General features: G+C 68.7%; 23 protein-coding genes. 10 read left to right on the forward strand and 13 right to left on the reverse strand.

Going from position 1 to position 25913, the window contains the following annotated elements; genetic code table 11:
- Positions 1 to 3 precede the first annotated feature (3 nt).
- On the reverse strand, positions 4 to 1830 hold the full coding sequence (locus tag AB8M46_RS25375; protein ID WP_394362146.1) for a glycoside hydrolase family 5 protein: 1827 nt from the start codon (positions 1828 to 1830) through the stop codon (positions 4 to 6).
- A gap of 76 nt (positions 1831 to 1906) precedes the next feature.
- Between AB8M46_RS25375 and AB8M46_RS25380 the strand changes: the two genes are divergently transcribed.
- The 3 genes from AB8M46_RS25380 (at position 1907) to AB8M46_RS25390 (ending at position 3939) form a co-directional block, all read left to right on the forward strand.
- On the forward strand, positions 1907 to 2455 hold the full coding sequence (locus tag AB8M46_RS25380; protein ID WP_394361842.1) for a cysteine hydrolase family protein: 549 nt from the start codon (positions 1907 to 1909) through the stop codon (positions 2453 to 2455).
- 63 nt (positions 2456 to 2518) lie between these two features.
- Complete coding sequence (locus AB8M46_RS25385; RefSeq protein ID WP_394361843.1) at positions 2519 to 3505, forward strand: aldo/keto reductase; 987 nt, start codon at positions 2519 to 2521, stop codon at positions 3503 to 3505.
- Positions 3505 to 3939 carry a VOC family protein gene (locus AB8M46_RS25390; RefSeq protein ID WP_037344416.1) on the forward strand — a complete coding sequence of 145 codons (435 nt, stop codon included), beginning with the start codon at positions 3505 to 3507 and terminating at the stop codon, positions 3937 to 3939. The genes AB8M46_RS25385 and AB8M46_RS25390 overlap by 1 nt, the downstream gene beginning before the upstream one ends.
- 2 nt (positions 3940 to 3941) lie before the next feature.
- Here AB8M46_RS25390 and AB8M46_RS25395 read toward each other — a convergent pair whose 3' ends face one another.
- From AB8M46_RS25395 to AB8M46_RS25410, 4 genes are all read right to left on the reverse strand, one after another.
- On the reverse strand, positions 3942 to 4526 hold the full coding sequence (locus tag AB8M46_RS25395; RefSeq protein ID WP_394361844.1) for a hypothetical protein: 585 nt from the start codon (positions 4524 to 4526) through the stop codon (positions 3942 to 3944).
- A 204-nt stretch (positions 4527 to 4730) separates the two neighbouring features.
- Entirely contained in the window at positions 4731 to 7040 is a 2310-nt protein-coding gene (locus tag AB8M46_RS25400) for a PQQ-dependent sugar dehydrogenase (protein ID WP_394361845.1), read from the reverse strand.
- A 114-nt stretch (positions 7041 to 7154) separates the two neighbouring features.
- Positions 7155 to 7577 (reverse strand): YkvA family protein, encoded by a 423-nt coding sequence (locus AB8M46_RS25405; protein WP_394361846.1) that lies wholly within the window; start codon positions 7575 to 7577, stop codon positions 7155 to 7157.
- Entirely contained in the window at positions 7574 to 8146 is a 573-nt protein-coding gene (locus tag AB8M46_RS25410) for a Chromate resistance protein ChrB (RefSeq protein ID WP_394361847.1), read from the reverse strand. The genes AB8M46_RS25405 and AB8M46_RS25410 overlap by 4 nt, the downstream gene beginning before the upstream one ends.
- A 260-nt stretch (positions 8147 to 8406) precedes the next feature.
- On the opposite strand from AB8M46_RS25410, the gene AB8M46_RS25415 reads away from it, so the two are divergent.
- A complete protein-coding gene (locus AB8M46_RS25415) occupies positions 8407 to 8673 on the forward strand; it encodes a hypothetical protein (protein WP_394361848.1) in 267 nt (88 codons plus the stop codon).
- On the opposite strand, the gene AB8M46_RS25420 is transcribed toward AB8M46_RS25415, so the two are convergent.
- The 3 genes from AB8M46_RS25420 to AB8M46_RS25430 form a co-directional block, all read right to left on the reverse strand.
- A complete protein-coding gene (locus AB8M46_RS25420) occupies positions 8655 to 11234 on the reverse strand; it encodes an ATP-binding protein (RefSeq protein ID WP_394361849.1) in 2580 nt (859 codons plus the stop codon). The genes AB8M46_RS25415 and AB8M46_RS25420 overlap by 19 nt on opposite strands.
- 180 nt (positions 11235 to 11414) lie before the next feature.
- Positions 11415 to 11852, reverse strand: a complete 438-nt coding sequence (locus AB8M46_RS25425) for a hypothetical protein (protein WP_394361850.1) — start codon at positions 11850 to 11852, stop codon at positions 11415 to 11417.
- A gap of 211 nt (positions 11853 to 12063) precedes the next feature.
- The gene (locus AB8M46_RS25430; RefSeq protein WP_350596888.1) at positions 12064 to 12495 is read right to left on the reverse strand and encodes a PPOX class F420-dependent oxidoreductase; all 432 of its coding nucleotides are present in this window, start codon (positions 12493 to 12495) and stop codon (positions 12064 to 12066) included.
- A gap of 179 nt (positions 12496 to 12674) precedes the next feature.
- On the opposite strand from AB8M46_RS25430, the gene AB8M46_RS25435 reads away from it, so the two are divergent.
- A complete protein-coding gene (locus AB8M46_RS25435; RefSeq protein WP_350596886.1) occupies positions 12675 to 13454 on the forward strand; it encodes an endonuclease in 780 nt (259 codons plus the stop codon).
- On the opposite strand, the gene AB8M46_RS25440 is transcribed toward AB8M46_RS25435, so the two are convergent.
- Together AB8M46_RS25440 and AB8M46_RS25445 are read right to left on the reverse strand one after the other, a co-directional pair.
- Positions 13451 to 13942, reverse strand: coding sequence for a GNAT family N-acetyltransferase (locus AB8M46_RS25440; protein WP_394361851.1), 492 nt, complete (start codon positions 13940 to 13942; stop codon positions 13451 to 13453). The genes AB8M46_RS25435 and AB8M46_RS25440 overlap by 4 nt on opposite strands.
- Before the next feature lie 34 nt (positions 13943 to 13976).
- Positions 13977 to 14717 carry a dienelactone hydrolase family protein gene (locus tag AB8M46_RS25445; RefSeq protein ID WP_394361852.1) on the reverse strand — a complete coding sequence of 247 codons (741 nt, stop codon included), beginning with the start codon at positions 14715 to 14717 and terminating at the stop codon, positions 13977 to 13979.
- A 135-nt stretch (positions 14718 to 14852) separates the two neighbouring features.
- Here AB8M46_RS25445 and AB8M46_RS25450 point away from each other — a divergent pair, with 135 nt between their 5' ends.
- Together AB8M46_RS25450 and AB8M46_RS25455 are read left to right on the forward strand one after the other, a co-directional pair.
- Positions 14853 to 15821 carry a GlxA family transcriptional regulator gene (locus tag AB8M46_RS25450; protein ID WP_394361853.1) on the forward strand — a complete coding sequence of 323 codons (969 nt, stop codon included), beginning with the start codon at positions 14853 to 14855 and terminating at the stop codon, positions 15819 to 15821.
- Between the two features lie 241 nt (positions 15822 to 16062).
- A complete protein-coding gene (locus AB8M46_RS25455) occupies positions 16063 to 17832 on the forward strand; it encodes a hypothetical protein (RefSeq protein ID WP_125737668.1) in 1770 nt (589 codons plus the stop codon).
- Between the two features lie 75 nt (positions 17833 to 17907).
- Here AB8M46_RS25455 and AB8M46_RS25460 read toward each other — a convergent pair whose 3' ends face one another.
- Positions 17908 to 18204 (reverse strand): DUF1330 domain-containing protein, encoded by a 297-nt coding sequence (locus AB8M46_RS25460; RefSeq protein ID WP_378427254.1) that lies wholly within the window; start codon positions 18202 to 18204, stop codon positions 17908 to 17910.
- 32 nt (positions 18205 to 18236) lie between these two features.
- Positions 18237 to 18788: a hypothetical protein gene (locus AB8M46_RS25465; protein ID WP_394361854.1), complete on the reverse strand. Its 552-nt coding sequence runs from the start codon at positions 18786 to 18788 to the stop codon at positions 18237 to 18239.
- Positions 18789 to 18924: 136 nt separating this feature from the next.
- On the opposite strand from AB8M46_RS25465, the gene AB8M46_RS25470 reads away from it, so the two are divergent.
- The 3 genes from AB8M46_RS25470 (at position 18925) to AB8M46_RS25480 (ending at position 22419) form a co-directional block, all read left to right on the forward strand.
- Complete coding sequence (locus tag AB8M46_RS25470; protein WP_394361855.1) at positions 18925 to 19584, forward strand: DUF4255 domain-containing protein; 660 nt, start codon at positions 18925 to 18927, stop codon at positions 19582 to 19584.
- Positions 19581 to 21569, forward strand: coding sequence for an ATP-binding protein (locus AB8M46_RS25475; protein ID WP_394361856.1), 1989 nt, complete (start codon positions 19581 to 19583; stop codon positions 21567 to 21569). Before AB8M46_RS25470 ends, AB8M46_RS25475 begins: the two co-directional genes overlap by 4 nt.
- A gap of 112 nt (positions 21570 to 21681) precedes the next feature.
- Entirely contained in the window at positions 21682 to 22419 is a 738-nt protein-coding gene (locus tag AB8M46_RS25480; protein WP_394361857.1) for a DUF4157 domain-containing protein, read from the forward strand.
- A gap of 34 nt (positions 22420 to 22453) precedes the next feature.
- Here AB8M46_RS25480 and AB8M46_RS25485 read toward each other — a convergent pair whose 3' ends face one another.
- Positions 22454 to 25846, reverse strand: coding sequence for a hypothetical protein (locus tag AB8M46_RS25485; protein WP_394361858.1), 3393 nt, complete (start codon positions 25844 to 25846; stop codon positions 22454 to 22456).
- Positions 25847 to 25913: the final 67 nt, after the last annotated feature.

Raw genomic sequence — 25913 nt, forward strand, 5'->3', positions numbered from 1 at the left:
CGCTCAGGCACGGCAGAGCACCGCGTCCGGAGTGCGATTCGAGCCGACACGGCCCGTGTACGCGACACCGGCGACGTATTCGCCCGGAGCGCATTGCCCCTTGTAGTGGCCCGAGGCGAAGTCGCCGCCGGGATTCCCGGACGGCCGGTTGTCGCCGCGGTCGAACCAGACCGTGCGGCCGGTGCTGCCCAGCGGGGTGGCGGACCGGCCGCAGAGGAGCGCGGAGAACGCCGCGCCGGTGACGCTGTAGCCGACGGCGGCGTGCCCTGGCGGGCATTGCACCTTGGTGTAGCCGGAGGCCCAGTCGGTGTCCACATAGGACTCATCACGGACCACGGCGTATCCCGTCGGCGCGGCGAGCGTGCCGGTGCACAGGCCCCGGTTGCCGGTATGGGCAAGGCCGCTGAGCCGCTGGCCGTCGGGGCAGGAGCCCTTGCGAGCGCCCGGATTCCAGTCCGCCATCGCGCGAACCTTGCGCGAGGCCTGGAAATCGGCGTAGTCGAGGTTCAGCATCGACCAGCGCTCGGCGTCGGGGATCCGGCCGGAGCGGGACGGCGCGTCCACCAGCCGTCGCCAAGCCGGGCCACGCCAGTCCGCGCCGTCGAGCACGTCGACGCGCCTGCCGCCGGTGTCCCAGGAGAGCAGCGACCAGCCGTTGCCCGTTCCGCCTTCGTGGAAACCGACCGCCGGCCAGTAGGCGAAGTCCGTGTCGGTCTCGGCGAGGTAGCCGACGAAGTTCTCGAACCAGGCACGGCTCGCCGCGTCGGTCGTGTGACGGCCTTCGCCGAACTCGCTGATCCAGAGCGGTGCGGTGTAATGCTTCCCGGTCTCCGCCGAGACGAAGAACGCTTGCCGGTGAAGGACATCGCGAAGTTCCTGGGGTGACAGGTCGCGGTAGCGCGGGTCGTGGGTCTCGCCGGTACCGGTCGCCCCGGAATGGTTCGGACCGGTGTAGCCGTAGAAATGCGCGGCGTAGACCAGTTTTCCGGAGTCCACGAGCGTATGCGAGAGCGTGCGAGCCGGCTCCAGTGTCGGCCTTCCGTGGGGAAGGCCGTCGACGGGCAGGCCGGTCCAGTTGATGCCCTCGACGATGAGCAGCAGATCGGGATTGGCCTCGGTCTGGATGCGGTCGGCCACCCGCTGGCTCGCGCGTTGCCAGTCGGTGCCGTTTCCCCAGCCCCAGTTGGGATCGTCGAAGACGTTCCGCCGGACCTCGTTGTACAGATCGGCGCCGACGACGCGTTTGTTCGCGGCGTAGCGGCGGGCCATGAACAGCCAGTCGTCCTGCCAGCTCTGCTCGGTTTGCGCGGTGTTCCAGCGTTCGTTGCCGTCGAGACCGCAACACCAGCGCGAGGTCGTGGTGTGGTTGTTGAGGATCACCGCGAACCCGCGCGCGGTCAGCCGCGCGACGACGCGATCGTAGACCTGCAACGGGGTCAGGCCGCGCAATTCCGGGTTCGCCGGGAGATCGGGAACGGGCTTGGTGTCGTGGATCATCTCGTTGGAGAAAGGCAGCCGGACACTGTTTAGGCCCAGTTCCGCGAGCCCGTCGATGACGGTGTCGATCGACGCGCGGTCCAGCCCGAGCGGCGTCTGGTAGGCGATCTCACCGGCGTGGTGCGAGGCCGGATCGTTCACGTCGCCCGAACCGGTCCAGGTCCCGCTCGCGCCGTGCCAGTTGGCGGCCTTCAGCTTGAACCGGTCGCCCGCCGCGTCGACGATGTAGCGGCCGCGCGTGCTGAGCGGCGCCACCCAGCCCGACGGATCCGCCGCGGCGACGGCGGGCGGGGGAATCACGATTCCGGCGGTCACCAGGACGGCGAGCAGCACACTCTTGATCCTCACCAGCCGGAGGCTAGCCACTCGCGCGGCCGGTTGTATACGGACGATCGGGTAGCTTGCCCGCATGACCACCGCGTTGATCATCGGTGACCTCCAACGGGGTATCACGGGCAATTACCCGTTCACCGGAACAGTCCTGCCGCCGATCAAGAGTCTGCTGCCGCGGGCGCGGGCGGCCGGGGCGCTCGTCGTGTTCGTCCACTTCGCACTCCGCGGCAACGGGACCGACCTGCCCGCCGGGAACGCTCTGTTCAAGTCGTTCCACGAAGCGGGGGACACCTTCCACGAGGGCTCGGCCGGGACCGAGATCGACCTGCCGGTCGCCGACGCGGACGTGGTCGTGCTGAAACGCCGGGCCAGCGCGTTCGCCGGCACCGATCTCGATCTGGTGCTCCGGGCCCGGGGCGTCGACACCGTCGCGATCGCGGGGGTCGCGACCAGCGCGATGGTGGCCGCGACGGCCTACGACGCGGCGGATCGCGGCTATCACGTGACCGTGCTGCGCGACGGTTGCGCCGACGGGGATCAGGCGATGCACGACTTCTTCGTGGACACCGTCTTCCCGAGCCGAGGGTTCGGGGTCGTGACGTGCGCGGACTGGCCCGGCGAATAAATCGCGCGAGCGAAGCGCCCGGATGTGGCACGGTGATCGGCGAGCTGATCGAGGGGGCCGTGGATGGAGACGAAGCGACTCGGGCGCACCGACGTCGAGGTGACGAGGCTGGGCTTCGGCGGTGGACCGCTCGGGGGCTTGTTCGCGCCACTGGACGACGACACCGCGGCGGGGGCGCTGGCCGCGGCCTGGGACGGCGGGATCCGGTACTACGACACGTCTCCGCACTACGGGATCGGGCATTCCGAGCGCCGCGTCGGCGAGTTCCTGCGCTCGCGGCCGCGGGATTCCTACGTCCTGTCGACGAAGGTCGGCCGCCTGCTGATTCCCCAGGAACCTGACGGGAAGCTGGATCCGGCGGGCTTCCACGTCCCCGCGGCGCACCGCCGGGTCCGCGACTTCACCCGTGACGGGATCCGGCGCAGTGTCGAGGATTCGCTGGAGCGGATGGGCCTGGACCGGATCGACGTGCTGTACCTGCACGACGCCGAGGAGTACTTCGACGACGCGCTGCGCGACGGCTATCCGGCCCTCGCGGAGCTGCGGTCGGAAGGGATCGTCGGCGCGATCGGCGCCGGTATGTACGACACGGCCATGCTGACCACTCTGGTGAGGGAGACCGATGTCGACGTGGTCATGCAGTCCGGGCGTCACACGCTGCTCGACCACAGCGCGCTCGACACCTTCCTTCCGGCGTGCGAGGAACGCGGTGTCTCGGTGATCGCGGCGTCGATCTTCAACTCCGGGCTGCTCGCCGTGCCGCGGCCGGCCGAGGGCGCGTACTTCGACTACGCCGCCGCCACACCGGAGGTCGTGGAGCGGGCGAACCGGATCGCCGACGTGTGCGAGGCGCACGGCGTGACGCTTCCCCAGGTGGCCATGGCCTTCCCGTTGCAGCATCCGGCCGTCGCCGGGATCGCGGTCGGGATGCGGTCCGCCGAAGAGGCCCGAAGCAACTTGGAATCCTTCGAAGTGAAGGTCCCCGCACAGGTCTGGGCCGATCTGCGGGCCGCGGGCTTGATCCGTTCGACAGCGATTAGGGTGGACTGATGGTGTCGGTCAAACAGGTACAGGTCACGTTCGATTGCGCGAAACCCGAGCGCCTCGCCCGGTTCTGGTGCGAGATCCTGGGCTACGTCGTGCCGTCGCCGCCGGAGGGATTCGACACCTGGGACGACTACAACCGCACGTTGCCGCCCGAGAAACAGGACGCGGGCTTCGCCTGCAGTGACCCGACCGGTGTGGGCCCGCGGCTGTACTTCCAGCGTGTCCCCGAAGGCAAAGTCGTCAAGAACCGGGTGCATCTCTGCGTGCGGGCAGGCACCGGCCTGGTGGGGGAGGAGCGCCTCGCCGCGCTCCAGGCCGAATCCGACCGCCTGACGGCGCTCGGGGCGGTGCAGCAGCGTGTCCTGCTCGCCGACGAGGAGAACGAGTCGTGCATCGTGATGCAGGACATCGAGGGCAACGAGTTCTGCCTGGACTGACATCAGCCGGTGGTGCGGATGCTGAACGTCGTGACGCAGAAACCGCCGTCCGCCTTGAGATCCGAGATCACGATGCCCTTCGCCGACCGTCCTTTGGCGACTCCAGCGACGTCGGCGAGCACGAACCGGGACGTCCCGTTGACAGAGGTCACCTGAACACGTGACCCCAGCGGGATCAGGGAATCGATCTTGTCGTCCATGAACCTCTTCTGCGCCTCGCAGGCCAACGCGATCGCCCCTGGCTTGTCGCTTCCGGCGATCTTGGTGAGGAAGTCCACGATCACCTGAACGCCCTGCGCCGGCGGCGTGGCCGGGTTCCTGGTGGGGGTGATCCTCGGACGGCTGACCCTGGTGCTGGTCGGGCTTTCCGTGGTGCTCGTGGGCGAGGAGGTCGTCGTCGCCGGGCTGGAGGTGGGGGTGGGCAACGAGAGCCCGGGACCCTTGCGGAGCAGGAAACCTGGGGCGGCGAAGCCGGTGATGCAGAAGGCGACCAGTGCGATAACCGCGACGAGGATCCCGACGGCCACGCCGGGCTTGACGGTCGCGGGGCGGTTGTTCTGCTGGTCGGGCAGGCCTGGGTAGGTCATCGGAGGCACCTTCCGTGCGGGATCTGGATGCGCGATCCGACGGGGGTTCTCCGATGGGGGTTCCGATCCTTTCGGGGTTCTTACGGCTTCGCGAAAGGCGTGCTGGAGTACTCCATTATGGACGGTTTCGGTGCCTCACGGTGGTCGTGAGTGGCGTTTCGGGTTAGAACCCGAAACGCCACTCACGACCAGCTTTAGCGACGGTCAGCAGGGGTTCAACAGCCAGCAGAGCCGATAGTTCGCCTGGTAGGTCGTCGATGTACCGGGCGCGATGATGTTCTGCGCCCGCGCGCCGCCGTGCGCCCAGCCGGTGAAGGCGTACTTCAGGTTCAGCGGGGGCAGTTTCTGCGGGCTGTCCGCGCTGATCGAATTGGTGGATCCCGCGATCACCGTCCGGGAGAACGGCGTGCGTTGCTGCGTGCCGCCGACGGTGAGCGTCGCCTGGCTGGGACTGGAGGTGAAGTTCAGCGACACCGTCTTCGGCTGGAGGTCGACGGTCTTGCTGCCGGTCCGGCCGGTCGAGTCGGTCGCGGTGAGGGTCAGTTGCAGGTACGACGGGTAGTCGTGGTCCGGCGCGACGAACGACCCGGACGCGACGCCGGGGAAGTCCTGGACGTTGTGCGTATGGCAGGTGCCGTTGGTCGCGCAGTGCCGGATCGCGAGCCGCCACGACAGGGCCGATGCCGGGAGCTGCCCGTCCTGGGCGTCGACCGCGCGGCCCGAGAAGGACACGGTCTGGCCGACCGACCAGGTCAGCGTCCCCGCCGGGCTGTCGATGACCGGCACCGGGTCGAGGCCCTCCGGATTCCCGACGGTCACCCGCACCGTCGTGGTCGCGCTCGCGCCGTGGGAGTCCGTCACCCGGAGCCCGGCGTCGACGGCGGCTGCCGCGGTGTAGGTCCAGGTGGGGTCGGCGGCCGACGAGTCGTCGTACGCGCCGTCGGCGTCGAGGTCCCAGGCGTAGGACAGGGTGTCCCCGGCGTCCGGGTCGGTGGACGCGGTGCCGTCGAAGCGCACCGTCAGCGGCGCCGGTCCGCTCGACGGGGTCGCCGTGGCCACCGCGGTGGGCGGTCGGTTGGTGCCCCCGGGATGGCTGACGCGACGGAGTTCGCCGCTGCCGAGCGCGACATAGAACAGGTCGCCGCCGGGGCCGGTCAGCACCTGCACCGGGACGTTGACGCCGGTCACGAAGGGCACGAGACGGCTCGCGTTCGGCTGGCCGTCGACGGTCTGCATGGCCCAGATGCAGCCACGGGAGGAGTCGGCGAAGAACAGCGCGCCGGAATACTCGGCGGGGTAGTTGCTGCCGGATTCGAACGCGATGCCGCTGATCGAAGAGCCGCCCGTGGGGCACGGGTCGCTCGCGACCACCTTGGCGCGGTGGTTGTAGGCGTAGTACGGGGCGGAGTGCCCACCGGAGGAGTAGAGGGATTCGCACCGGTCGAGGTTCGCGCCGTCGTAACCGGCCTGCCTGGCGTTCCCCTCGAAACAGGGCCAGCCGAAGTTCTCCGCCACGCTGTCGCCGACGTCGGCGACGCGGTTGATCTCTTCCCAGGTGTCCCAGCCGACATCGCCAGCCCACAGTTCGCTGGTGCCCGGCCGGAAGCCGAAGCGGAACTGGTTCCGCGCGCCATAGGCGATCACACGCCGCGCGTTGGCGTCGGAGCTGTTCGCGAAGGGGTTGCCGGGGACGCCCTCACCGGTGTCCGGGTCGATGCGCAGCAGCGTGCCGTTGAGCAGGACCGGTTGGCCGGCGGCGCGTCGCGGCGACTGCGAACGCAGCGCGCCGCCTTCGGCCGAGGGCGGCGTGAGGTTCGTCCCGGCGGGTGAGGGCGGATCGGCACAGGGGTTCCCCACCTGGCCGTAGTCGGCGAACGAGAAGCTGGCGCCGTCGCCACCACCCGCGTACAGAGCGCCGTCCGGGCCGAAGGCGAGTGCGCCGACCGAGTGGCTGGGGAACTGCTGGCACCAGCCTGTGACCAGCGGTTTCTCGCTCACGGCCGTGCCCGCCGAGCCCATCGTCAGCTGGGAGACACGGCCGGTCACGACGCAACCCTTGTCGGTCGCGCCCGGCGGGGTCGGGCAGGCGTCACCCCAGCGCGGCGCGGTGCCGCCGGGTTCCGCGTCGAGGGTGTACGAGACGTAGACGTACGGCCTGGCGGGGAAGGCGGGGTCGACGGCGAGCCCGAGCAGGCCGCGGTCCCAGAAGTCCTGCGTCTGCGTGCGGAGATCGGCGAACACCGTCGCCGTCGGGTCGCCGAGCGAGTCGAAGACCTTGACCAGGCCGCTCTTCTCGGCGACGAAGACCCGGCCGTCCGGGGCGAACGCGGTGGCGGTCGGCGAGCTGAGCCCGCCGATCGCCACCGTGTCGGTGAAACCGGTGGGCACGGCGGCTTCGGCCGGTGCCGCGGCGACGAGCCCGACCGCGAGCGCGCCGACCAGCGGGCCGATGACACCCACCGCCAGCGCGCGTCGCGATCTTCGGGGGAACAGGAAACGACGGGAATTCAACACGCGAATCCTCCTGCGGCGGGGACCGGACGGAACAAGACAGCTCTCCGGTATGCCGCAGGAAGGCCGAAAGTTGTTACGCCTCCGACAGGAAATGCGCACAACTCGCTAAACGGATCAGGGTGTGGCGGCGGGAAATCCGGTCAGGCGGGCCAGTGCGTCGAAACCGTCGTCGGTACCGGGCCAGTGCGCGCGGACGGCGTCGAGCCCGGCGCGGCGGACGACGCCGCGCAGGACGAGGGTGACGATGATGGCGTCGTCGGCATAACCCAGAACGGGGATGAAATCGGGGACGAGGTCGATCGGCAGGGCGAGGTAGACCAGCAGCAGCGCGAGCCTGATCCGGACGCCGCGGGGCTGCGTCTTGTCCGCGGCCAGACGGCGGATGAGCCGCAGAACGTCGGGCAGCAGCCGCAGCGCTTCCCGGAGCAGTCCGCCCCGGGGCCGGGCGAGCACGAGTGCCACGACGAGCGCGAGCCACGCCAGGAGCAGCGCGCCGGCGACGCCGAGCAGCAGATCCCACCAGAACGAGCCGGTCATCGCTTCTTCCCCGCCCGGATCTCGGGCGTTTCGGCGCGCAAGGCGGCTTCCTCGAAGGCGGCGAGTTCGGCCGCGGCCAGCTCGACGGCGTCGCGGGCTTCCTGCCCGCGCGAGGCGCCGAAGTAGTCGCGGGCGGCGATCTTGGCGAGCCAGCTGCGGAACCGATGCAAATCGGCTTCGGATTCCTCGACTTCCGCGTAGGTGGCGTTGCCGCGGGCCTGCTCGTCCGCCAGTTCCCGGCGAAGCTCGGGGAGCCGCTCGAGGACCTCGGCGTACTCGGCGTCGCGGGCCTCGTTCAGTTCGGCGATCACCGCACGCTCTTCGGCCGGGTCGGTGAACGCCATCGGCAGCGCACGGGCCGTCCCGCCCTGATGGCGGACCCGGTCGAGCAGACGGCGGATCTCCCGCACCACCTCCGCCCGCGCGGGCAGCAGGCATACCGATTGCTGCAGGTAGAGCGCGCCCAGTGAGCGGAGTTTGCGCCAGACCTGAACCCGCAGCGAGTCCGGTCCGCCGGCGGTGGACACGCTGATCACCAGCCAGCTCCGGCCGTCGGATTCGTCAGTCACGGTGCCATGTTACGCCCGTAACATCGGTCTGGCTCAGCCGTAACCCTCGTCAACGGTAGGCGCGACTTTCTACGGCGACGGCTGGGAGATCCCGGCCATGATCGGAGCCCTGCGCGATGCGGACGACCTGTTCTTCGGCATCGTCAGCCAGATCCACCTGCCGCGCTGGTCCCAAGGCAGGTCGGCTTGGTCGCGAAGCCGCCTACGCGCCTTCGTTCCTAACCGGACAGGGCACCAGCGTCGCGCTCGTCGGGGTGTACATGCTTGCCAGGTCACTGGCCACCACCGGTGCTTTCGACGCCTACGAACGGGAGACGCGGGAGTTCGTCGAACTGAACCAAGCGCAGGTCGGCGTGGGCAACGCGGCACTCTTCCCGGTCACCGCCGAAGCCCTGGCGCGGCGCGACAGCCGACTTCGGGGGCTGACCGCGCTGACGCCGGACACCGGACGTCCGGCGCACACCGCCTTGGCACTGCCTGATCCTGTCGCGGAGCTGCGGCACTTAGGTCATCGAAGCGTGGATTGAGCTTCGTGGAGACGCTGACGGACTTCTGCGGTCCTGTTGGGATAGCCGGCGTCGTCGTAGATGGCGGCGGCTTCTTGCCAGCAGGTAATGGCTTCGTCGGTGCGGCCGAGTTGATGGAGGCAGATCGCCAGGACGTCTAGCGGATCGGCGACAGTATTGTGACGGTTGAGTGGTGTGCTGCGGCCGACGGCGATTGCACTGCGGCACAACGCGATGGCCTTTTCCGGGTCGTCGAGTTGATGCCAGGCGCGCGCCACGTGCGTCAACGCCCACGCTTCGCCGGTGATATCTCCGACTTGGCGGCGTAGACCCAAGCCCCGTTCAGCATGGTCGAGTGCGACTTGGCTGAGGCCGATGCTGAGGTAAGCGATGCTGAGGTTGCCTTCCACGACAGCCTCCCAACGCCTGGAATCGCTTCCTTTGGCCAAGGGCAAAGCCAGTTCGAGCAGTTGCACGGCTTCTTCGAAGTGGCCTTGCCGGAGTAGCAGGAGGCCGCGACCGTTCAAGCAAAAGACCTGAAGTTGGAGGTCGTCGAGTTGCTGAGCCAGCGCAGCCGCATCGTCGAGGTCGGCGCGGGCCTGATCCCACCAGCCCAGATCGCTGGCGGTTTCTCCGCGGCCGAGCAAGAGGGTTGCTTCCTGCGTGCGATTGCCGGCGCGCTTCGCCGCGGTGATCCCCACATCGTGGGCATGGATCCAGTCGCGCGGACTACCTGTCGAACAGAGAAAACGGCAGGCGTGGGCAAGGGGGATGGTGTGGTGGTCACGCCGATGCTCGGCAGCGTATTGGAGTGCTGCGAGGATGTCGGCATGTTCGGCGCTGAGCCAGACCCACGCTTCGTCGAAGTCGGCGATGGGATGTGGGTGGTCGGGCTCGGCCACTACCGCCGGTATCTGTGGGAACAAGTGGTATAGGTAGCGGTCGGCGGTTCGAGCAGTGTGAGTGTAGAAGGCAAGGACGGCTTCCAGCGCCTGATCCCGGTCCCCGTCGGTGTCGTAGCGGCGCGCTTGATCGGCAGCGTAGGCGCGTAGTAGGTCGTGGAACCTGTACCGGCCACCGGCGGTGGGTTCGATCAAATGCGCGCCGGCAAGCGCGGCGAGCAGGGGACGGGTGTCCGCAGGCGGCAGTTCGGCCAGCGCGGCGGCTGCGGGAAGGGACATATCGGGGCCGGGGTGCAGGCCGAGGCGTCGGAACAGGCGTGCCTGCTCTGGCGGAAGCCGACGGTAGGACCAGTCGAACACGGCGCGAACGGCAGCCCGTTCGTCGGCGAACTCGCTGAGGACGTCAAGACGGGTGCGGTCGTCCGTCAGCTCGGTGACGACGTCGGCGACTCTCAAATGAGGGTGTGAGGCGGCGCGGCTGGCCGCGACCCGCAGCGCCAGCGGCAACCGTGAGCAGAGCCGGATCAGCTCGGCGACTGCGTCGGGTTCGGCGGCGGCCCGCTCGACTCCGAGGATGCCGGTGACCAGGTCGAGTGCTTCGGATGGAGCGAGCAGGTCGAGGGTGAGGCGGTGGGCGGCGTCTGTGACGACAAGGCCGGTGAGGCTGTCGCGACTGGTGACCAGCACCATGCAGCCCGCTGTGCCGGGCAGGAGGGGGCGGATCTGTTCGGCGCTGTGGGCATTGTCCAGCACGAGGAGCGTGCGTTTGCCAGAGAGCAGCGAGCGAAGTAGGGCTGCCTGTGCATCGACGTCGGCGGGGATCGCGCGTGTCGCGACACCCAGTGCTCGCAAGAAACCGCTGAGAGCTTCGCCGGGGGTGACCGGAGTTCCGGGACCGTACCCGCGCAGGTTCACATGCAGCGTGCCATCCGGGAAGCGGTCCTGTATCCGGTGGGCCCAATGGAGCGCAAGGGTGGTCTTGCCCATTCCGCCGGCGCCGTCGACCGCAGTGATCACCACTGAACGTGGTCGCTCGTCGTACTGGTCGGGCTCGAGCGGGATCAATGCGTCGAGCGCCGCCAGATGCTCTGCCCGCCCGGTGAAGTCCCGTACCGAACCCGGAAGCTGCCGGGGAATCACTCTTCCCGGAACCACGCTCGGACTTCCGGAGTGCGGTATCCGAGTGTCCGCCGTCGACCGGTCCGACGCGGCCGGATAAGGATGATCGGGCAGAGTGATCCAGCCGGTCGCGGCGAATTCCTTGACTTCGACCGACACTGCGCGCCAGGTCGCGGGCGCGGCGCCGGGGGTGTGGCGGACGACGTCGTCGAACAACCAGTCCGACGCGATCACCGCCAGGACACCGGGCGAGGCGGCGAGTGCGATCTTCAGCAGTGGGGCGTCGCACAACCGAAACGCGAGCGTCAACGAGGACGACGTCACACCATGTTCGTCGTAACCGACTTCTCCCGCATGTAAGGCGATCCGCAACCGGATTCGTTGTGTCTCCGGGTGAGTGTCGTTGTGCACCCGAAGACGTGTCACCAACGTCGGCAGCGCCGTCTCGACGAATGCAGCTTTGTCGACCTCGCCTGGTACGAGTACGAACACCGCGTCTCCGCGGTCCTCGTGGTAGCAGTCCTCCCACGCCACTCCCGTTGAGCGGAACGTCGCTTCCATGGCCTCGTAGAGACCTCCGCGCACGGCCCGTTGGTGTGGTCCGGTCCGACGTCTATCCCCGAATCCCTCAACGTCGGCCACTACGATCAGGTGGTGCCGCGAACCGCATTTCGCCATCATCTCCGCTCCCTCCCTATCCCTCTGGACAAGGGTGTCAGGAATGAGGTGCGGGGATAACCGCTAGCGCGGCATCGTCAGCAACGTGGGTGCCGCCGGGATCGAGTCACGGTCCACGGAAAAGACGGTGAGGAAGTAGTTCGCCGTAGCGCAATTGACGTTCTCCCCGCCGGTGAGCTTCGCGGTCAGCGTGTCGCGCTCGATGGTCAGTTCGGCGCCGTCCTCGGCGCAACCGGGCACGACGAAGGCGAAAGCGCGCCGATCGGCCGGCGGTGCGAACGACAAGGCGGCACGTACCGCGTCCGGTTTCGCGGGCTTGGCGCGTTCCAGGATGCGCTGGAACTCCTGCCCCTCCGCCGTTCCCAGTTCCGCGGGCTTCAACCCCGCCGGCCGAGGGGCCGAGCCGAGTTCCACGAAGGACTCCAGCTTCGCCTGACTCGCGCCGGCGCCGGCGCCGCAGCCGGCCAGGACCAGGAGGAGGCACATCGCGATCCATCTCATGTGCCGAGGACGTAGTGGGTGGGTCATTCGGTTGCGTCGACTTGGTCTCGAACCGGCATCCGGCCGCGAAAGCCCCGGTGAGGCGTGTCGCGAAAGCCACTTTCGGGACATCCAACGTCGCGAAAGTGGCTTTCGCGACACGCGCCCGGACGCCTGGGGCGACCGCTCGCGCCGGCGTTGTGCCCACCGTAAGCGTCCACAAAGGACTGACTCAGCCGAGACGTCCGCGCCGGAAAGGTTCGACCCCGACGACATGGCGGACACGGGTCGGCTCGACGAGAACCTTCACCCGCCGTTCTCCGGGAATCCGCCATTCGAACCGGTCGGTGCCGACGTATTTCTTCGCCAGCCGGTCCATGCAGCGATCCGCCTCGTCGCCTTCGACGAACTCGACGGCCCGGCCGTGGATCACCACCCGGTCGTAGGGATCGGCCGTGTCCAGGCACGACAACGACACGCGAGGATCGCGGCGCAGGTTCTCCTCCTTCACCCGGCCGATGGCGGTGTTGAACACGATGAAGTCGCCTTCGATGTCGATCCACATCGGGGAGACCTGAGGCGAACCGTCCTGGTTCACCGTGGCCAGATGCCAGAAGTTCGGTGCCACGACCCAGTCGCGGATCTGCTCGTTCAACTCGGCCACGCGGCCCTCCAGTGAGTCACGATCAGGACGACGATTGTCGCGTGACCGGCCGCGGATGTCACCCGTCGGCTATTGACAGACATGACAGTATTTTTCCAACTAGCTGACTAGTGCGTTGCCTGGGTCGTGGTCGAGCGGACGACGAGCCGGGCAGGCGCCTCTGGGGAGAGGAACTGTGCATGCAGCCGACCCGCCGTATCTCCTTCGTTCTCGCGCTCGGCGCCGCGGCGGGGCTCGCGTTCGCGCCACCGTCTCTCGCGGGGCCGGTGTCCGGTGACGACTACTACCAGGACGCGCTGGGCAAGACCGGCCCCGAGCTCAAGGCCGCGTTGCACAAGATCATCAGTACCGGCACCAAACTGACCTACGACCAGGTGTGGGACGGGATCAGGGCCACCGACGAGGACCCGGCCAACAAGGCGAACGTCGTGCTGCTCTACAGCGGTCGCTCGCAGGCGAAGACCGCCAACGGCGGGGGCGTCGACGATTGGAACCGGGAACACGTCTGGGCAAAGTCGCACGGCGACTTCGGCACGGCCGTCGGGCCGGGGACCGACCTGCACCACCTGCGCGCGGAGGACGCGTCGGTCAACAGCACCCGTGGGAACAAGGACTTCGACGCCGGAGGCTCTCCGGTCGAGGAGGCGCCCGGCAGCCTGACCGACGACGACTCGTTCGAGCCGCGGGACGCGGTCAAGGGCGACGTGGCGCGCATGATCCTGTACATGGCCGTCCGCTACGACGGCACCGACGGTTTCCCGGACCTCGAACCCAATGACGCCGTCGACAACGGCTCCAAGCCCAACATCGGCCGGCTCTCGGTACTGCTGACCTGGAACACCCAGGACCCGCCCGACGCCACCGAGCAGCGCCGGAACCAGGTCATCTACGACCAGTTCCAGCACAACCGCAACCCGTTCATCGACCACCCGGAATGGGCCGCCTCCATCTACGGCTAGCCGGCGAGCTTCCGGTAGAAGCACACCCGGTCCTGGCCGGGGCCGTCGTAGTCGCCGTGCACGGGAAGACCGTCGATCACCCGGTCGCCGTCTTCGAGCGTGAACCCCATGGCGCGATGGAAGGCGATGGATCCGGTGTTCGCCGGGGAGGTGATCGCGCGGACCTCCGTGCGGCCCGCCTCGGCGGCGTGTCGGAAGAAGGCCGTGTACAGGCGGCGCGCCGTCCCCTGTCCGCGGAGTTCCGGATCCACGCCGACGAAGTGGATGTACGCCTCGACGTCGTTGTCGGGGGCGTGAAAGCCGACGAGAAACGCCCTGATGCCGGTTTCGTCTTCCAGGACCAGGCTCGTCCTGGAGAAGAACTGGAGGAACAGCTTGGGCAGCAGCAGCGAGAGTTCGCGGGCCTCGGCGGGGGTACGCGAGTCGCCCCACCACCGCTGGACACGGTCGACGATCGCGCTGTGATCGGCGACGTCGGCTCGGCGCATGTCGTTCTCCTCTCGATGCCGTGGCCGTTCGTTTCTACAGGCGCTCGGTGAGGAACGCGAGGATCTCGTCCCTGGCCCGCACCGTGGGGTGGCCTTCGGCGTCGACGAGGTGGGCGGTGACGACGCTGTGCGGGGTGCCGACCACGTCACGGAAGAACGGCGGCGGGTCGGTGTTCGCGGCGGTGTCCGGCAGGACGCGCCCGTCGAAGGCGTCACCGAGAAGAGCCCGGTAAGCGGCGAAGCGCTGTCCGGTGCACCAGCGGTCGCCCTCGAAGCGGTAGGCGAGCACCTTCAGGCCGTCGCGCGAGATCCGGTCCCGGAGCGCGGCCGCGTCGTCGTCGCCGAGTTCGAGGCTGCCCGGGTCGTCCAGCGGCAGTGACGGGTGGTTGACCACGGGGGCGATCACGGCGGGTTCGAGGGCCATGGTGAGCGCGAAGTTGCCGGTGAAGCACAGGCCGATGGCGCCGACCCCGGGACCGCCGCATTCCGCGTAGGCGATCCGCGCGAGCCCGCGCAGCCACCGCGTGACGGGGCTGGTGCCGCCTCCGGCGAACGCCCGGAATTCGGCGCTGACGCAGGCTCGGCGGACCACTTCTTCGCCTGCCTCGGCGGTGGGATAGGCGCCGTCGACCCCGAAGAGCGAGGGGACGTAAACAGTGAACCCCGCGTCTCGCACCCACCGCGCGAACCGGAGGACGTCGGGACTGATGCCGGGCATTTCCGGCATCAGCACCACGCCGGGGCCGGAACCCGCGACGTGAACGGTCTTCGTCACGCCGTCCACCTCCACCGGGCGGTGGGAGAAGTCGGCGATCGCATCATCGGAGTGTTCGCGCATGACCGCAGCTTCGACGAGGGTCGCGATCAAGGGAATGGGCCGGATCGCCGGATATCGGGGTAATCTCGCCACGTGTTGCGAGTCGGTGTCCTGGCGTACCCGGGCTGCTTCGCGTCCGAAGTCTTCGGTGTTCCGGATCTGCTCACCATGGCCACGTACGTCGCCGGCCCGGACCATGCCGGGTACGAGGTTTCCGTCGTCTCGCCCCGCCGCCGGGTCGTCGCGTCGGGCGGTGTCACCTTGACCGTCTTTCCGCTGCGCGAGGTCGACGTCCTCGTCGTGCCGGGCTTCGAGCACATGCCGGGCCAGGACATCGACGCGAAGCTGGCGCGGCTCGCTGGAGAGGTCGACGCGATCCGTTCCCACGCGGCCGTGGGCAGCGTCGTCGTCTCGATCTGCGTCGGCGCGTTCCTGCTCGCGGAGGCCGGGCTCCTCGACCATCGCCGCGTCACCACCTCATGGCTCTTCGCGGACGAGCTGGCCCGACGTCGTCCAGAAGCCCTGGTCCAGCCAGAGCATCTCGTCGTCACCGACAGGGGAGTCACGACGACGGCGGCCTTCAGCGCCATGTACGACTTCGCGCTCGGACTGATCCGGGAACACAACGGTGCCGAAGTGGCACGGAAGACGGCGCGGGTGGCGCTGGTCGACGACGCGCGGTCTTCGCAGACGCCGTACGTCGACGCGCGGCTGCTTCCGCGGCCGGGCAACGGGTTCGCCCGCCCGGTCATGCGCTGGCTCGACCAGAACCTGGCCGCCCGCTACGACCTCGCCGCGCTGGCCGGACGGTTCAACGTCAGCACCCGGACGATGTTGCGGCGGTTCGCGGCGGAAGCCGGACAGAGCCCGCTCGAATACCTGCACTCCTCACGCGTCCGGCGCGCCCGCCATCTCTTGGAGACCACGGACAGCACGGTCGCCGGGATCTGCGCCGCTGTCGGCTACCGGGACCCGGGGACGTTCGCCGCTCTTTTCGCGAAGCACACGGGGCGGCGGCCGCGGGACTATCGCGCCGCCTTCCGGCGCGACGCGATTCAGTGATTTTCCCATTATTCGTCGATGTCCGACGGAAATGTTTTCACGAGTGTCGCCTTCCGGAAACAAAGATCATCTTCCCGTCCTGTAGAGTCCCCATTCGGGGCGATGATCTTCGGCGCGGCTTCTGCCCGCCGGCTCATCTGATGAGAACGATGGGGTTTCTCGAGTAATCGGCGTGCTGCCGTCCGTGTCGTGTGGCGCGTTCGCCGACTTTCTCGAACTGGGGCAATTGGGGGTTCATCGAGTGAGCAGTGTGGAGCTGGCCGGTCCGCCGACGGTGGCGGAGCCCGGCCACGACGGAATCAGGCCGAGACCCGGCGGCGCGGCGTCCTCACGCCGGAGGTTCCCGTCGTTCGCGGGAGCATGCGCCGCGGTCGTCCTCGGTACGGTGCTGATCGCCGTCCACGCGAGTTTCTACGGAAACTGGATGATCGACGACGCGGCCATCACTTTTGCGTATTCCCGGAACCTCGCCGACGGTTTCGGCCCGGTGCTGCAGCCGGGAGTGGAACCCGTCGAGGGCTTCTCGAACCCGGTCTGGATGGTGCTGCTGGCACTCGGCAAACTGCTCGGCCTGTTCGACAGCGGCACGATCTTCGGCGTCCCCGATTACGTCCTGTTCCCCAAGGGGCTGGCCCTGCTCTGCTGCTCGGCCATCCTGGTGCTGGTGTACGTCGCGGCGAAGCGGGTGACATCGCGGCCCGCCCTGGTCACGCTGATCGCCGGCGCGGCGCTCGCGGCCAACCCCTCCTTCGTCATCTGGTGTTTCTCCGGTCTGGAGAATTCCGTCTACGCGCTCACGGCCACCGCGCTCGCCGTGGTCATCCTGTGCGGCGTCGATTCCGGCACGCTTCTGACCGCGAAGATCGCCGTGCCCGCCGGAGCGCTCGCCGCCCTCGCCGGGCTGAGCCGTCCGGACGGCGTCATCTACGCGGCCGCGTTCCCGATCGTGGTCGCGCTGTTCACCCGTCGCGGCGGCGTGCTCGCCGGCCTCCGCGCGGTGTTGCTGTCCGCGGCCGGGTTCGTCGTTCTCTTCGGTGGCTATCTGCTCTTCCGCTGGATCGAGTACGGGCGCCTGCTGCCCAACACCGCGGTCGCCAAGGCGCAGCCGCTCCCGGCCATCGGCGACATCGCCAAGGCCGGAACGGTCCTCCAGTACGCGGGCTGGTTGCTGGTCGCGGTGGCGGTCGTCTGTCTCGCGCTGGTGATGCAGAAGCCGTCCAAGCTCCGCGCGGCGATGGTCGCGCTGCTGGTCCCGTTCGCCTTGTCGGTGATCGCCTTCTGTGTCCTGCAGGCCGACTGGATGGGGCAGCTCCGATTCGCCACCCCGATCTGGGCGCTCGGCACGCTCGGCGGCACGATCGTGATCGTCGAAACCCTGCGCCGGGCCCGTGTCCGGGGCCGTGTCGTGCTGGCGATCACGCTCGTCATCGCGGCGGCGTCGTCGGTCAACGGCTTCTACACGCAGGGCAAGAACTACCGTGACACACCGAAAACGCCGTTCTGCAGCGTCGTCGAGCGCGACGCCAGGGTGACCAACGGGGTGGCGGATCTGTTGAGGCTGCCCGATTCCGCGAAGGTCGGTGTGATCGACCTCGGCGGGATGGCACTGGTCAGCAGGCTCCAGGTGATCGACCTCGCCGGGCTCGCCGACCGCGTCATCGCCGACTTCCTCCGCACCGCCGATTTCGCCGGAGAGCGCCGCTACGTCTTCGACGAGGCCCGGCCGGAGCTGATTTCGCTCATCGGTACCTGGGACACCACGCTCGGCTTCGCGCAGGATCCGCGGTTCGAGCAGGAGTACGAGGTGCTCTACCGCAGCCCGCGGGGACCGGCGGCGTTCGGTGACGTCGGGGTCTGGGTGCGCAAGGATCTCGTGCGGGATCCCGCGCTGCTCGCCGAGGCGCGGAAGTACGTCACCACCGAGACGGAGAAGGTCGTCGCGGTCAACGCGGTCGCGCATCTGCGGTCCTGCGGTGACATTCTGCGCCCGGGGCAGACACCCGGCTCGTGAGTGGCGTTCCCGCGCCGCATGTCACCCGTGGCCTCCAGTTCGACGCCGCACCGCCGACGGCGGCCGACTAGAACCTCAGTCGAGGCCTTCGACGATGCGGAAGTCGCGCTCGAACCCGTCGGGGAGTGCGGCCAGCGCCTCTTTGTAGGCCGCGCTCTCATATGCGGCGACCGCCTGCTCGAAGGTGTCGAACTCGATCAGGACGACGCGCTCGGCGATTCCGGCTTCGTGGGCGACGACCCGGCTGCCGCCGCGGGCGACCGTCCGCCCGCCCGCGGCCTTGACGGCCCGACCGGCCAGCTTGTTGTAGGCGTCAAGCGCCTCGGGGTCCGCGATGGTGGGGTAGACGCTGACCCAGTAGCCCTTGGGCATGGAACCTCCAGTGTTCGGATGGACTCGTGGCGCTAGAGGACCAGGTCCGGCCGGACCCTCGCGATCTCCTGGGTCAACTGCCGGACGATGGCGCTGCTCGGCAGTCTCAGCTCCACTTCGGGACCGGGTGTGGGCGGGCGCGTGAACAGCTTCGAGTGGCGGTTCTCGAAGTGACGGTCTTTGGGAGTGAACACCAAGGCGGACAGGACGGCCTTCGAGTTCGGATCGCCCTGAACCGGCGGGCGCGATTCCTGGCCGCGCACCGCGCGCACCTCGTCCCATCCGATCAGGTCGGATTTGCGGCCGGCTCTCCACCACAGACCACGTTCATCGGCCGCGAAGCGAATCATGTGCGGGACGGAGCCGATCATCAGCATCAGGCCGCCCAGCGCGAGCGCGCCGAAGAGGAAGGACGCGGGGCCCTCGGGCATTTTCGATCTCGGCGACGGCGTCCCGACGTCCGGGAAGATGGCGGCCAACCCGAAGAAGACCAGCATGGCCAGTCCGCCGATGAACAACCAGCGACTGGATCGGTACTCGACTACGGGTGTCCCCGGGGTGGGTGACCATGTCTGTTCGGGCACGACCGGCAGCGTAACCGAAGGTGGCTCGATTGCCCGTACGGGCAGCACGGCGTACCCGAAGGTCTGCCGCCGCGAGACTGGCCGGTCGGCGGCATCGCGATCATCGTGGGAAGACCGCCGTCCGAGGAGGTCCGCAGTGATCCATGAGGTCGACGAGGCGCTCCGGCGGCTGGTACGGGGCGAGACCCGGCGCGGCAGCGAGATCGAGGTCGCGTTCGACGCGCCCAACAAGGAATGGGCGGCGCGGCGCAACGCCCCCACGGTGAACGTCTATCTCTACGACGTACGTGAGGACCTTCGACGCCGTTCACGAGGCCTGCTCAACGAGTACGACCAGCGCGGCAAGGTTTCGGCGCGGCATCTGCCGCCCCGGCACATCAAGCTGTCCTATCTGGTCACCGCGTGGACGCAGCGCCCGGAGGACGAGCACCGCGTGCTGTCCGACCTGTTGCTCGGCCTGCTCGCCCACGACGCCGTCCCCGAGTCGGCGCTCACCGGGTCGCTGGCCGAGCTGGGCCTGCCGGTGCCGATGACGGTCGCGTTGCCGCCACCGGAGGACCGCGCGTTCGCCGACGTCTGGACCGCTTTGGGCGGCGAACTGAAACCGTCGCTGGACGTCGTCATCTCCGCGCCGGTCCACAGTGGACGGGTGTTCCCGGCCGAACAGCCGCCGAAGGAAGGCCTGAAGCTCGACGCCCACGACGGTGAGCTGGTCGGGCACCACGTGGCGGAGAGCGGGGCGGTCGAAGGGCAGCGCCGGGTCGCGATGGCGCGCACCCACCGGAAGTCCCGATGAGCCTGGAGTACCTGTTCGAGCGGCTGGCGCGGCTCGAACAGCGGATCCGCGACGCGGTCGAGAGCCGCCGGGCCGCCGACCCGAACCCCGACGACCCCTTCCGCGGGCTGTACCTGTCGAACGAGACGATCGACGCCCTGCTGGAGGGCCACCGGGAGCCGTTCCCGCCGTTCACGGATTCCGTGCCAGGCGGCCGCCTGTATCCGCTGGCGGAGCGCGCGGGACTCACCGGCGTCGACGTCGAACTGCTGCTCGTCGCGCTCGCGCCCGACCTCGACAGCCGGTTCGAGCAGTTCTACGGCTACCTCAACGACGACGTGACCCGGCGGCGGGCGACGGCGGGGTTGGCCTTGCGCCTGTGCGGCGTCCCCGAAGCGTCGGCCGCCGGCCGGGCGCGGCTCGACGCCGATTCTCCGCTGATCACCTGCGGCCTGCTCATCATGGAGGACGAGGAACGTCCCTTCCTGTCACGCACGCTCCGGGTGCCCGACCGGGTGGTGAACCACCTGCTCGGCGACGATCGGCTCGCCCCGGAACTCACCGGGTGCGCACATCTCGGCACGAGGGTCACCGACGTGGCCGGTGCCGATCGGCTCATCCGGGCGATCAGAGGCCAGGTCGGGTTGGTCTATCTCAGGGAGCATCCCGGCGGCGGTGCCGAAGAACTCGGTGTCGCGGCGCTGACCGGGGCAGGCCATCCCGCGCTGGTGGTCGACGCGGCACGATGGCAGGCGGAATCCCGGCACGGCGAGCTCACCGCGTCGCTCGTACGGGAGGCGTTGCTGCGCGGTGCGGGGCTGGTGCTGGGCCCGGTCGACGACTCGCCGCGTCTGGAGAAGCTCGCTCATCCGGCGGTCCCGTTCGTCGTGCACGGCACCGGGGCCTGGGATCCCCGGTGGAGCGCGATCCCGCCGTTGCAGCTCGACGCGTTCCCGTTGTCCGCGGCGAGCCGGGTGGATCTTTGGCGCAGCCATCTCGACGGCGGGCTCGCTCCGGATGTCGATCCGGGGGAGGCGACCGCGCATTTCGTGCTGGGGCCGGGGCAGATCGCCCGCGCGGCGAAGGCGGCGTCGGTGACGGCGCTGGCCGACGGCGGGCCGGTGCGGACATCCCATCTGCGCGCGGGCGCGCGGAGCCAGAACGCGGCCGGCCTGCAGCGGCTCGCCCGGCGGATCGAACCCGTGGTCGGCTGGAGCGACCTCGTGCTGCCCGCGGGCGTACTGTCCCTTTTGGACGAACTGGCCGCGCGGGCACGTTACCGGGACCAGGTGCTCGACGAGTGGCGTATGCGGCCGGGCGGCGGCCGCGGCCGGGGTGTGACGGGGCTCTTCGCCGGTGATTCGGGGACGGGCAAGACGATGTCCGCCGAGGTCATCGCCGCTTCACTGGGGCTGGACCTCTACACCGTGAATCTGGCGACGGTGGTCGACAAGTACGTCGGCGAGACGGAGAAGAACCTGGAGCGGATCTTCACCGAGGCCGCCGGAGTCAACGGAGTGCTGCTGTTCGACGAGGCGGACGCGATCTTCGGCAAGCGGTCCGAGGTGCGCGACGCACACGACCGGTACGCGAACATCGAGAGCGCGTACCTGCTGCAGCGGATGGAAACCTTCGACGGTATCGCCGTACTGGCCACCAACCTGCGAGCGAACCTCGACGAGGCGTTCACCCGGCGGCTGGACGTGATCGTGGACTTCCCGTTGCCGGACGTCGAGCTGCGGCGCCAGCTGTGGGACCGCTGCCTCGGCGCCCGGATGCCCCGCGCCGACGACCTGGACCTCGGCTTCCTCGCCGAGGCCTTCGAGCTGGCGGGCGGGCACATCCGCTCGGCCGCGGTCACCGGTGCCTATCTGGCCGCGGAAGCGGGCCGCCCGGTGGCGATGACGGATCTGGTCGGCGCGGTCGCGCGGGAGTATCGCAAGCTGGGCAGACTTTGCCTGGACCGTGAGTTCGGGCCGTATCTGGCGATGGTGACCGACGGCTGACCTGCCCGTTCGGGCAGCCGATGCCGCCCTTCCGGCCGCGCACCGCAACCTGGTGCGCGGCGCGACGACGGCGCAAGCTGGACGGGCGGCGTAGCGACCGAGGGAGCGGACCATGCGCGGGCACAGTCACGACAACGACCTTGAACCGAGCCTGCGGCCGAAGGGCGACCGGATAGAGCGGGATGAAGGCGGTCTGCTGGGCCGCGCCGCCGCGGCCGGGCGCACCGACGTCCTCGGCCCCGCCGGCCTGCTCGACCTGCAGCGCGCCGTGGGAAACGCGGGCGTGAGCACCCTGGTCGAAGAAGAACGTTCGCCGGTGCACGACGTCGTCGGCTCAGGCGGCGGCGCGCCTTTGGACGCCGCGACGCGTGCGGACATGGAGGGCCGCTTCGGGCACGACTTCGGCGACGTCCGGGTGCACACCGACGGCGCCGCGCACGACTCGGCGAAATCCGTCAACGCGCAGGCCTACACGGTGGGTTCGAATATCGTGTTCCAGCGGGACAAGTACGACCCCGGTTCGGATTCGGGCAAGCACATGCTCGCGCACGAGCTGACCCATGTCGTCCAGCAACGCAGCGGGCCGGTGGACGGGACCGACGCCGGTGGCGGGGTGAAGGTGTCGGATCCCTCGGATCGGTTCGAGCGCGAAGCCGTCGCGAACGCGGACCGGCTGATGGCGGCTCCCGCGCCTACCTCCGCCGTTCAGCGTTGTGAGGACGGTGGGCACTCCGCCGAGGATTCTGCCGCTGTTCAGCGCGAGGAAGCTCCTGAGGCCGAGGAAGGCGAAGAGGAGAAGATGGCGCAGACGTACGTTCAGCGCGAGGAAGAAGCCGAGGAAGAATCCTAGGTTCCCCTGCGAGGCTGTCCGGTCGATCAAGCACTCAAGGGCCCGCCGGCGTGATGGTCAAGTTGCCGTCCGCGTCCTCCTTCGGCGGTGCGCCATTCACACTCCAGCCGCTCAGTGCCGCTGCGCAAGCGGCGGCGTCCGGCCAGTCCGGGTAGAGATTCCGGGTATTCGAATAGTCGATCGACGCTTTGAGGGTGAGCTTGCTGCCTTCCGGAGCCTTGGCGTTGTGCTCTCTGAGGCGGTCCAGCAGCAAAGCGCGAAGACCTTTCAGAGTGCTCGCGCAGCTGGGGCACGGCGAGTATTTGCCGGTGAGGACGATGTTGACGTCGGTGACCACGGCGGACTTGTCGGCATCATTGCGGATCCAGTCGGAGAGTTGCCGTTCCGCATGACTCGAATTCGACATCTTCACCGGGTTTCCGGTGTTCCAGGTCCGCAGCTTCGCTTCGGTCGACCCAGGTGCCGGTGGCAAGATGATCCCACCCACCGTGCCGCCCAGCTGCCGGTATCCGCGCGATTCGCCGAAGGTGGCAGGCAGAGTGTTCTCCACCATGACCGGCTTCCCGTCCTGCATCAGCACGTTGCCGCTACTGTCCTTGGCCGCGGTGGAGCCGAACCGTTCCTTGTACTTCGGAGGTTTGTCGAAGGTGACACTGGCGTTGACGGTGACCGTGGCCTGGGCGTCGCGTGATCCCTTCTTGCCTTTGATCACCGGAGTGCCGGGGCTGGCGGTGGCCTCGACACTGAACTCGTCCGCGGTCTGGCCCGGAATCACCCTGAGATCCTTGAGCCCGGCGGGCCGGAGCTCGCCGAGAATCCTGGCCGCCGCCTGACGCAGGTCCTGGATGCTGTGCAAAGTGGGTCCGGCGGCCAACAACCGACGGCGTGCGTCCTCCTTGACCTTGCGGCTGCTCGCCGTGTCCTTGTCCCCGTCCTTCTTGCCCTTCAGCTTCGACCAGATCTTCTTCCCGGCCTTGACGATCGTCCCGACCACTGTGTCGATCACCTTGCCGACCGGGGCCTGAACCTTCTCCAGGATCGACTTGATCTTCTCCGAGATCCCGCCCAGTCCGAGCAGGCTCGCCAGGAATCCGAGCACCATCGGCAGCGCCTTCGCCAGCGTGCGCTCGATCAGCCCGGCCACCGCGCCCGCGCCGCCCCGGGCGATCGACTCGACCGAGTCCAGCACCGACGAGACGAACTCCTTGATCTGGGCGGCCTTGTCGACGAAGAACATGACGATGTCGTAGATCGCCTTGCAGGCCTTGATGAACGCGGCCGCCGGGTTGAGCATCGAGATGATCCAGGTGATGCCCGCCTTGACGATCTTCTCGATCACGAATTCCTTGATCTGGCCGAGCACCAGCTCCTTGAGGTCGCCCAGTTTCTCGATCACCCAGCGCCAGAGTCCCGGTACGCCTTCGGTGATCAGGATCTTGACCACTTCGAACGTCTGCTCCAGTTTGGCGAGCACGGGTTCCGGGATGAAGCGGAGGATCCGCGCGCGGACACTCGCCCAGGTGAGGCCGAGCAGCGACATGATCATCTTCAGGATGCCCTTGGCGTCCAGCGTATCCGGGATCTCGATGCCCGCACTGGCCAGATTTCCGAGCAGCCAGGCCTTCAGGCCGTCCTTGAGGTGCTGCACGATGTTCGCGCCGAAGTTCATGACGCCGGTCTTGACCGCGTTGACCAGGTTGCCGAGGAACTCGATCGGTTTGGCGATGATCAGGCCGACCGCGTTCGCCGCCCGCGCCAGCACGCTCAACAGCATGTCCTTCAGTTTGAGGATCGTGTCGATCGCACCGCCGATCGCCTCCTTCGCCTTGTCCCACAGGCCTTTGTTCTCCGCCTGCAGCGCCTTGATCTCCTCGTCGACGGCGTTGCGGGCTTCGCTGTACTTCTGTGCCAGATCCTCGACCAGCGCCTGCTGCTTCTCGTCGACGGAGTTCTCGAGTTCGTCGAACTGGCTCCCGAACTCCTTGGCCGCCTCGCCCGCGATCTTGCGCAGAGCGGGGGACTGCGAGTCGACCTTCTGCCGCACGCGCTCGCGGCCTTCCGCGATCAGCCGTTTCGCTTCGGTCAGCTGTTGGCCGACGAAATCGGCGATCTCGCCGATGACGCCCTGCATCTTCGACTCGTAGACCTTCTTGGCCTCGAGGAAGAGGTTGTTCGCCTCGGCGGGCAGGCCGGCGAACAGGTCGTAGCTCCAGCGGGCCGCGCCGGTGACGCCGTCGTAGCGTTCGTCCTTGTACTTCTTCATTCGGGCCTGGTGATCGGCGGTGAACGCGGCCTTCGCCGCCGCTTCGCCGGTCTCGAACCGCTTGGCCACCTGCTCGTCGAGCGCGCCGAGGACGCCCTCGACCTTCGTCTTGGTCTCCTCGAAGATCGCCTTGATCTCCGCGGTGATCCGCGCCCGGTCCTGCTCGTCCTTGGCCTTCGTGGCCGACTTCGCCGCCTGCCCGCGCTGTCCGGACGACGACCGCGCGCCGGTCATCCCCGCCATCGCGGCCTGGCCGGACGCCTGTGCCGCGCCCGTGACGGCGGCCAACCGGCCCGCCTCCGACTCCCGGACCGCCGCGGGTGCCGACGCGGTGTGCTGTTCGCCTTCCTGTTTCGCCGCGAGCGCGCCGGTGAACTCGGGTTCGTTGGACTGGGCCAGCTGCTGGTCGGTGACGCCGGCCTCGGCCATCTTGCCGTGGGTTTCGCATTGGTCGGCGCGAAGGTCGGTTTGGGTGGGTGGGGCCTTGTCCGGGGTGGCCTTGCGTGCGTCCGGCGGGGACAACGCGGGCGGCGGCGGGGTTTCCGGCAGCGGTTTCACCGGTTTTTCCGTTGCCTTGCCGGTGTCCGGCGCTTCTTTGGTGCGCTCGGTGACGTCCTTGGCGGAAGCGTCCTTGCCGCTGGTGACCTTGCCCATCACTTCGGACTTGATCTGGTCCGCCTTGCCGGACGAGGCGAACTTGTCGGCCTCGTCGAGATTCCGCGGCGCCTGCTTGGCGACGGCGGCGTTCACCGCGGCGACGAAGGCGGCCTTGTCGAACCCGGCCGGTCTGGCGGCGGCCATCTTGTCCGCCTGCGCCGCCTTGGCTTGGGCTTCCTTGTCGTCGGCGGGTGCGACCGCGGCGTCCTGCGCCTTCTTGACCTCCGCGGAGGCGGGCGGATGCGCTTTGGCCGCCTTGGCCTGCCCGCTGACGTCCTTCTTGAGCGACCCGAACTTCGGGTCCGACGCGGGTGTGACCCCGGTGGGCGCGACCGGGGGAGCGGGACAGCTGCTGCGCTGCAAACCGACGAGGCGGGTCACCGCCGCGTTGCCCGCGGCGGCCTGTAGCCGCAGCAGCGCGGGCGGGGTGGCCCGGCGCGCGGGCTTGACCGGCCGCGCGGGTGGCGTGGCCGGAGCCTGTGTCACCTTGTCCCGGCCCGCCGGCATGCCTCCACTTTCGGCTTCGCCGGTCCGGTTGCCAACAGCCGGAGGGGCGGGCACCGCTGCCCGAACG

The organism is Amycolatopsis sp. SB7-3 (assembly GCF_041021335.1).
Lineage (GTDB): Bacteria > Actinomycetota > Actinomycetes > Mycobacteriales > Pseudonocardiaceae > Amycolatopsis > Amycolatopsis japonica.

Coding starts and splice junctions, on each gene's coding strand:
- AB8M46_RS25390 (WP_037344416.1), top strand. CDS start 3,505: ATGGTGTCGGTCAAACAGGTACAGGTCACGTTCGATTGCGCGAAACCC.
- AB8M46_RS25425 (WP_394361850.1), bottom strand. CDS start 11,852: ATGAGATGGATCGCGATGTGCCTCCTCCTGGTCCTGGCCGGCTGCGGC.
- AB8M46_RS25435 (WP_350596886.1), top strand. CDS start 12,675: ATGCAGCCGACCCGCCGTATCTCCTTCGTTCTCGCGCTCGGCGCCGCG.
- AB8M46_RS25440 (WP_394361851.1), bottom strand. CDS start 13,942: ATGCGCCGAGCCGACGTCGCCGATCACAGCGCGATCGTCGACCGTGTC.
- AB8M46_RS25475 (WP_394361856.1), top strand. CDS start 19,581: ATGAGCCTGGAGTACCTGTTCGAGCGGCTGGCGCGGCTCGAACAGCGG.
- AB8M46_RS25415 (WP_394361848.1), top strand. CDS start 8,407: ATGCTTGCCAGGTCACTGGCCACCACCGGTGCTTTCGACGCCTACGAA.
- AB8M46_RS25380 (WP_394361842.1), top strand. CDS start 1,907: ATGACCACCGCGTTGATCATCGGTGACCTCCAACGGGGTATCACGGGC.
- AB8M46_RS25480 (WP_394361857.1), top strand. CDS start 21,682: ATGCGCGGGCACAGTCACGACAACGACCTTGAACCGAGCCTGCGGCCG.
- AB8M46_RS25420 (WP_394361849.1), bottom strand. CDS start 11,234: ATGGAAGCGACGTTCCGCTCAACGGGAGTGGCGTGGGAGGACTGCTAC.
- AB8M46_RS25405 (WP_394361846.1), bottom strand. CDS start 7,577: ATGACCGGCTCGTTCTGGTGGGATCTGCTGCTCGGCGTCGCCGGCGCG.
- AB8M46_RS25460 (WP_378427254.1), bottom strand. CDS start 18,204: ATGCCCAAGGGCTACTGGGTCAGCGTCTACCCCACCATCGCGGACCCC.
- AB8M46_RS25395 (WP_394361844.1), bottom strand. CDS start 4,526: ATGACCTACCCAGGCCTGCCCGACCAGCAGAACAACCGCCCCGCGACC.
- AB8M46_RS25385 (WP_394361843.1), top strand. CDS start 2,519: ATGGAGACGAAGCGACTCGGGCGCACCGACGTCGAGGTGACGAGGCTG.
- AB8M46_RS25485 (WP_394361858.1), bottom strand. CDS start 25,846: ATGCCGGCGGGCCGGGACAAGGTGACACAGGCTCCGGCCACGCCACCC.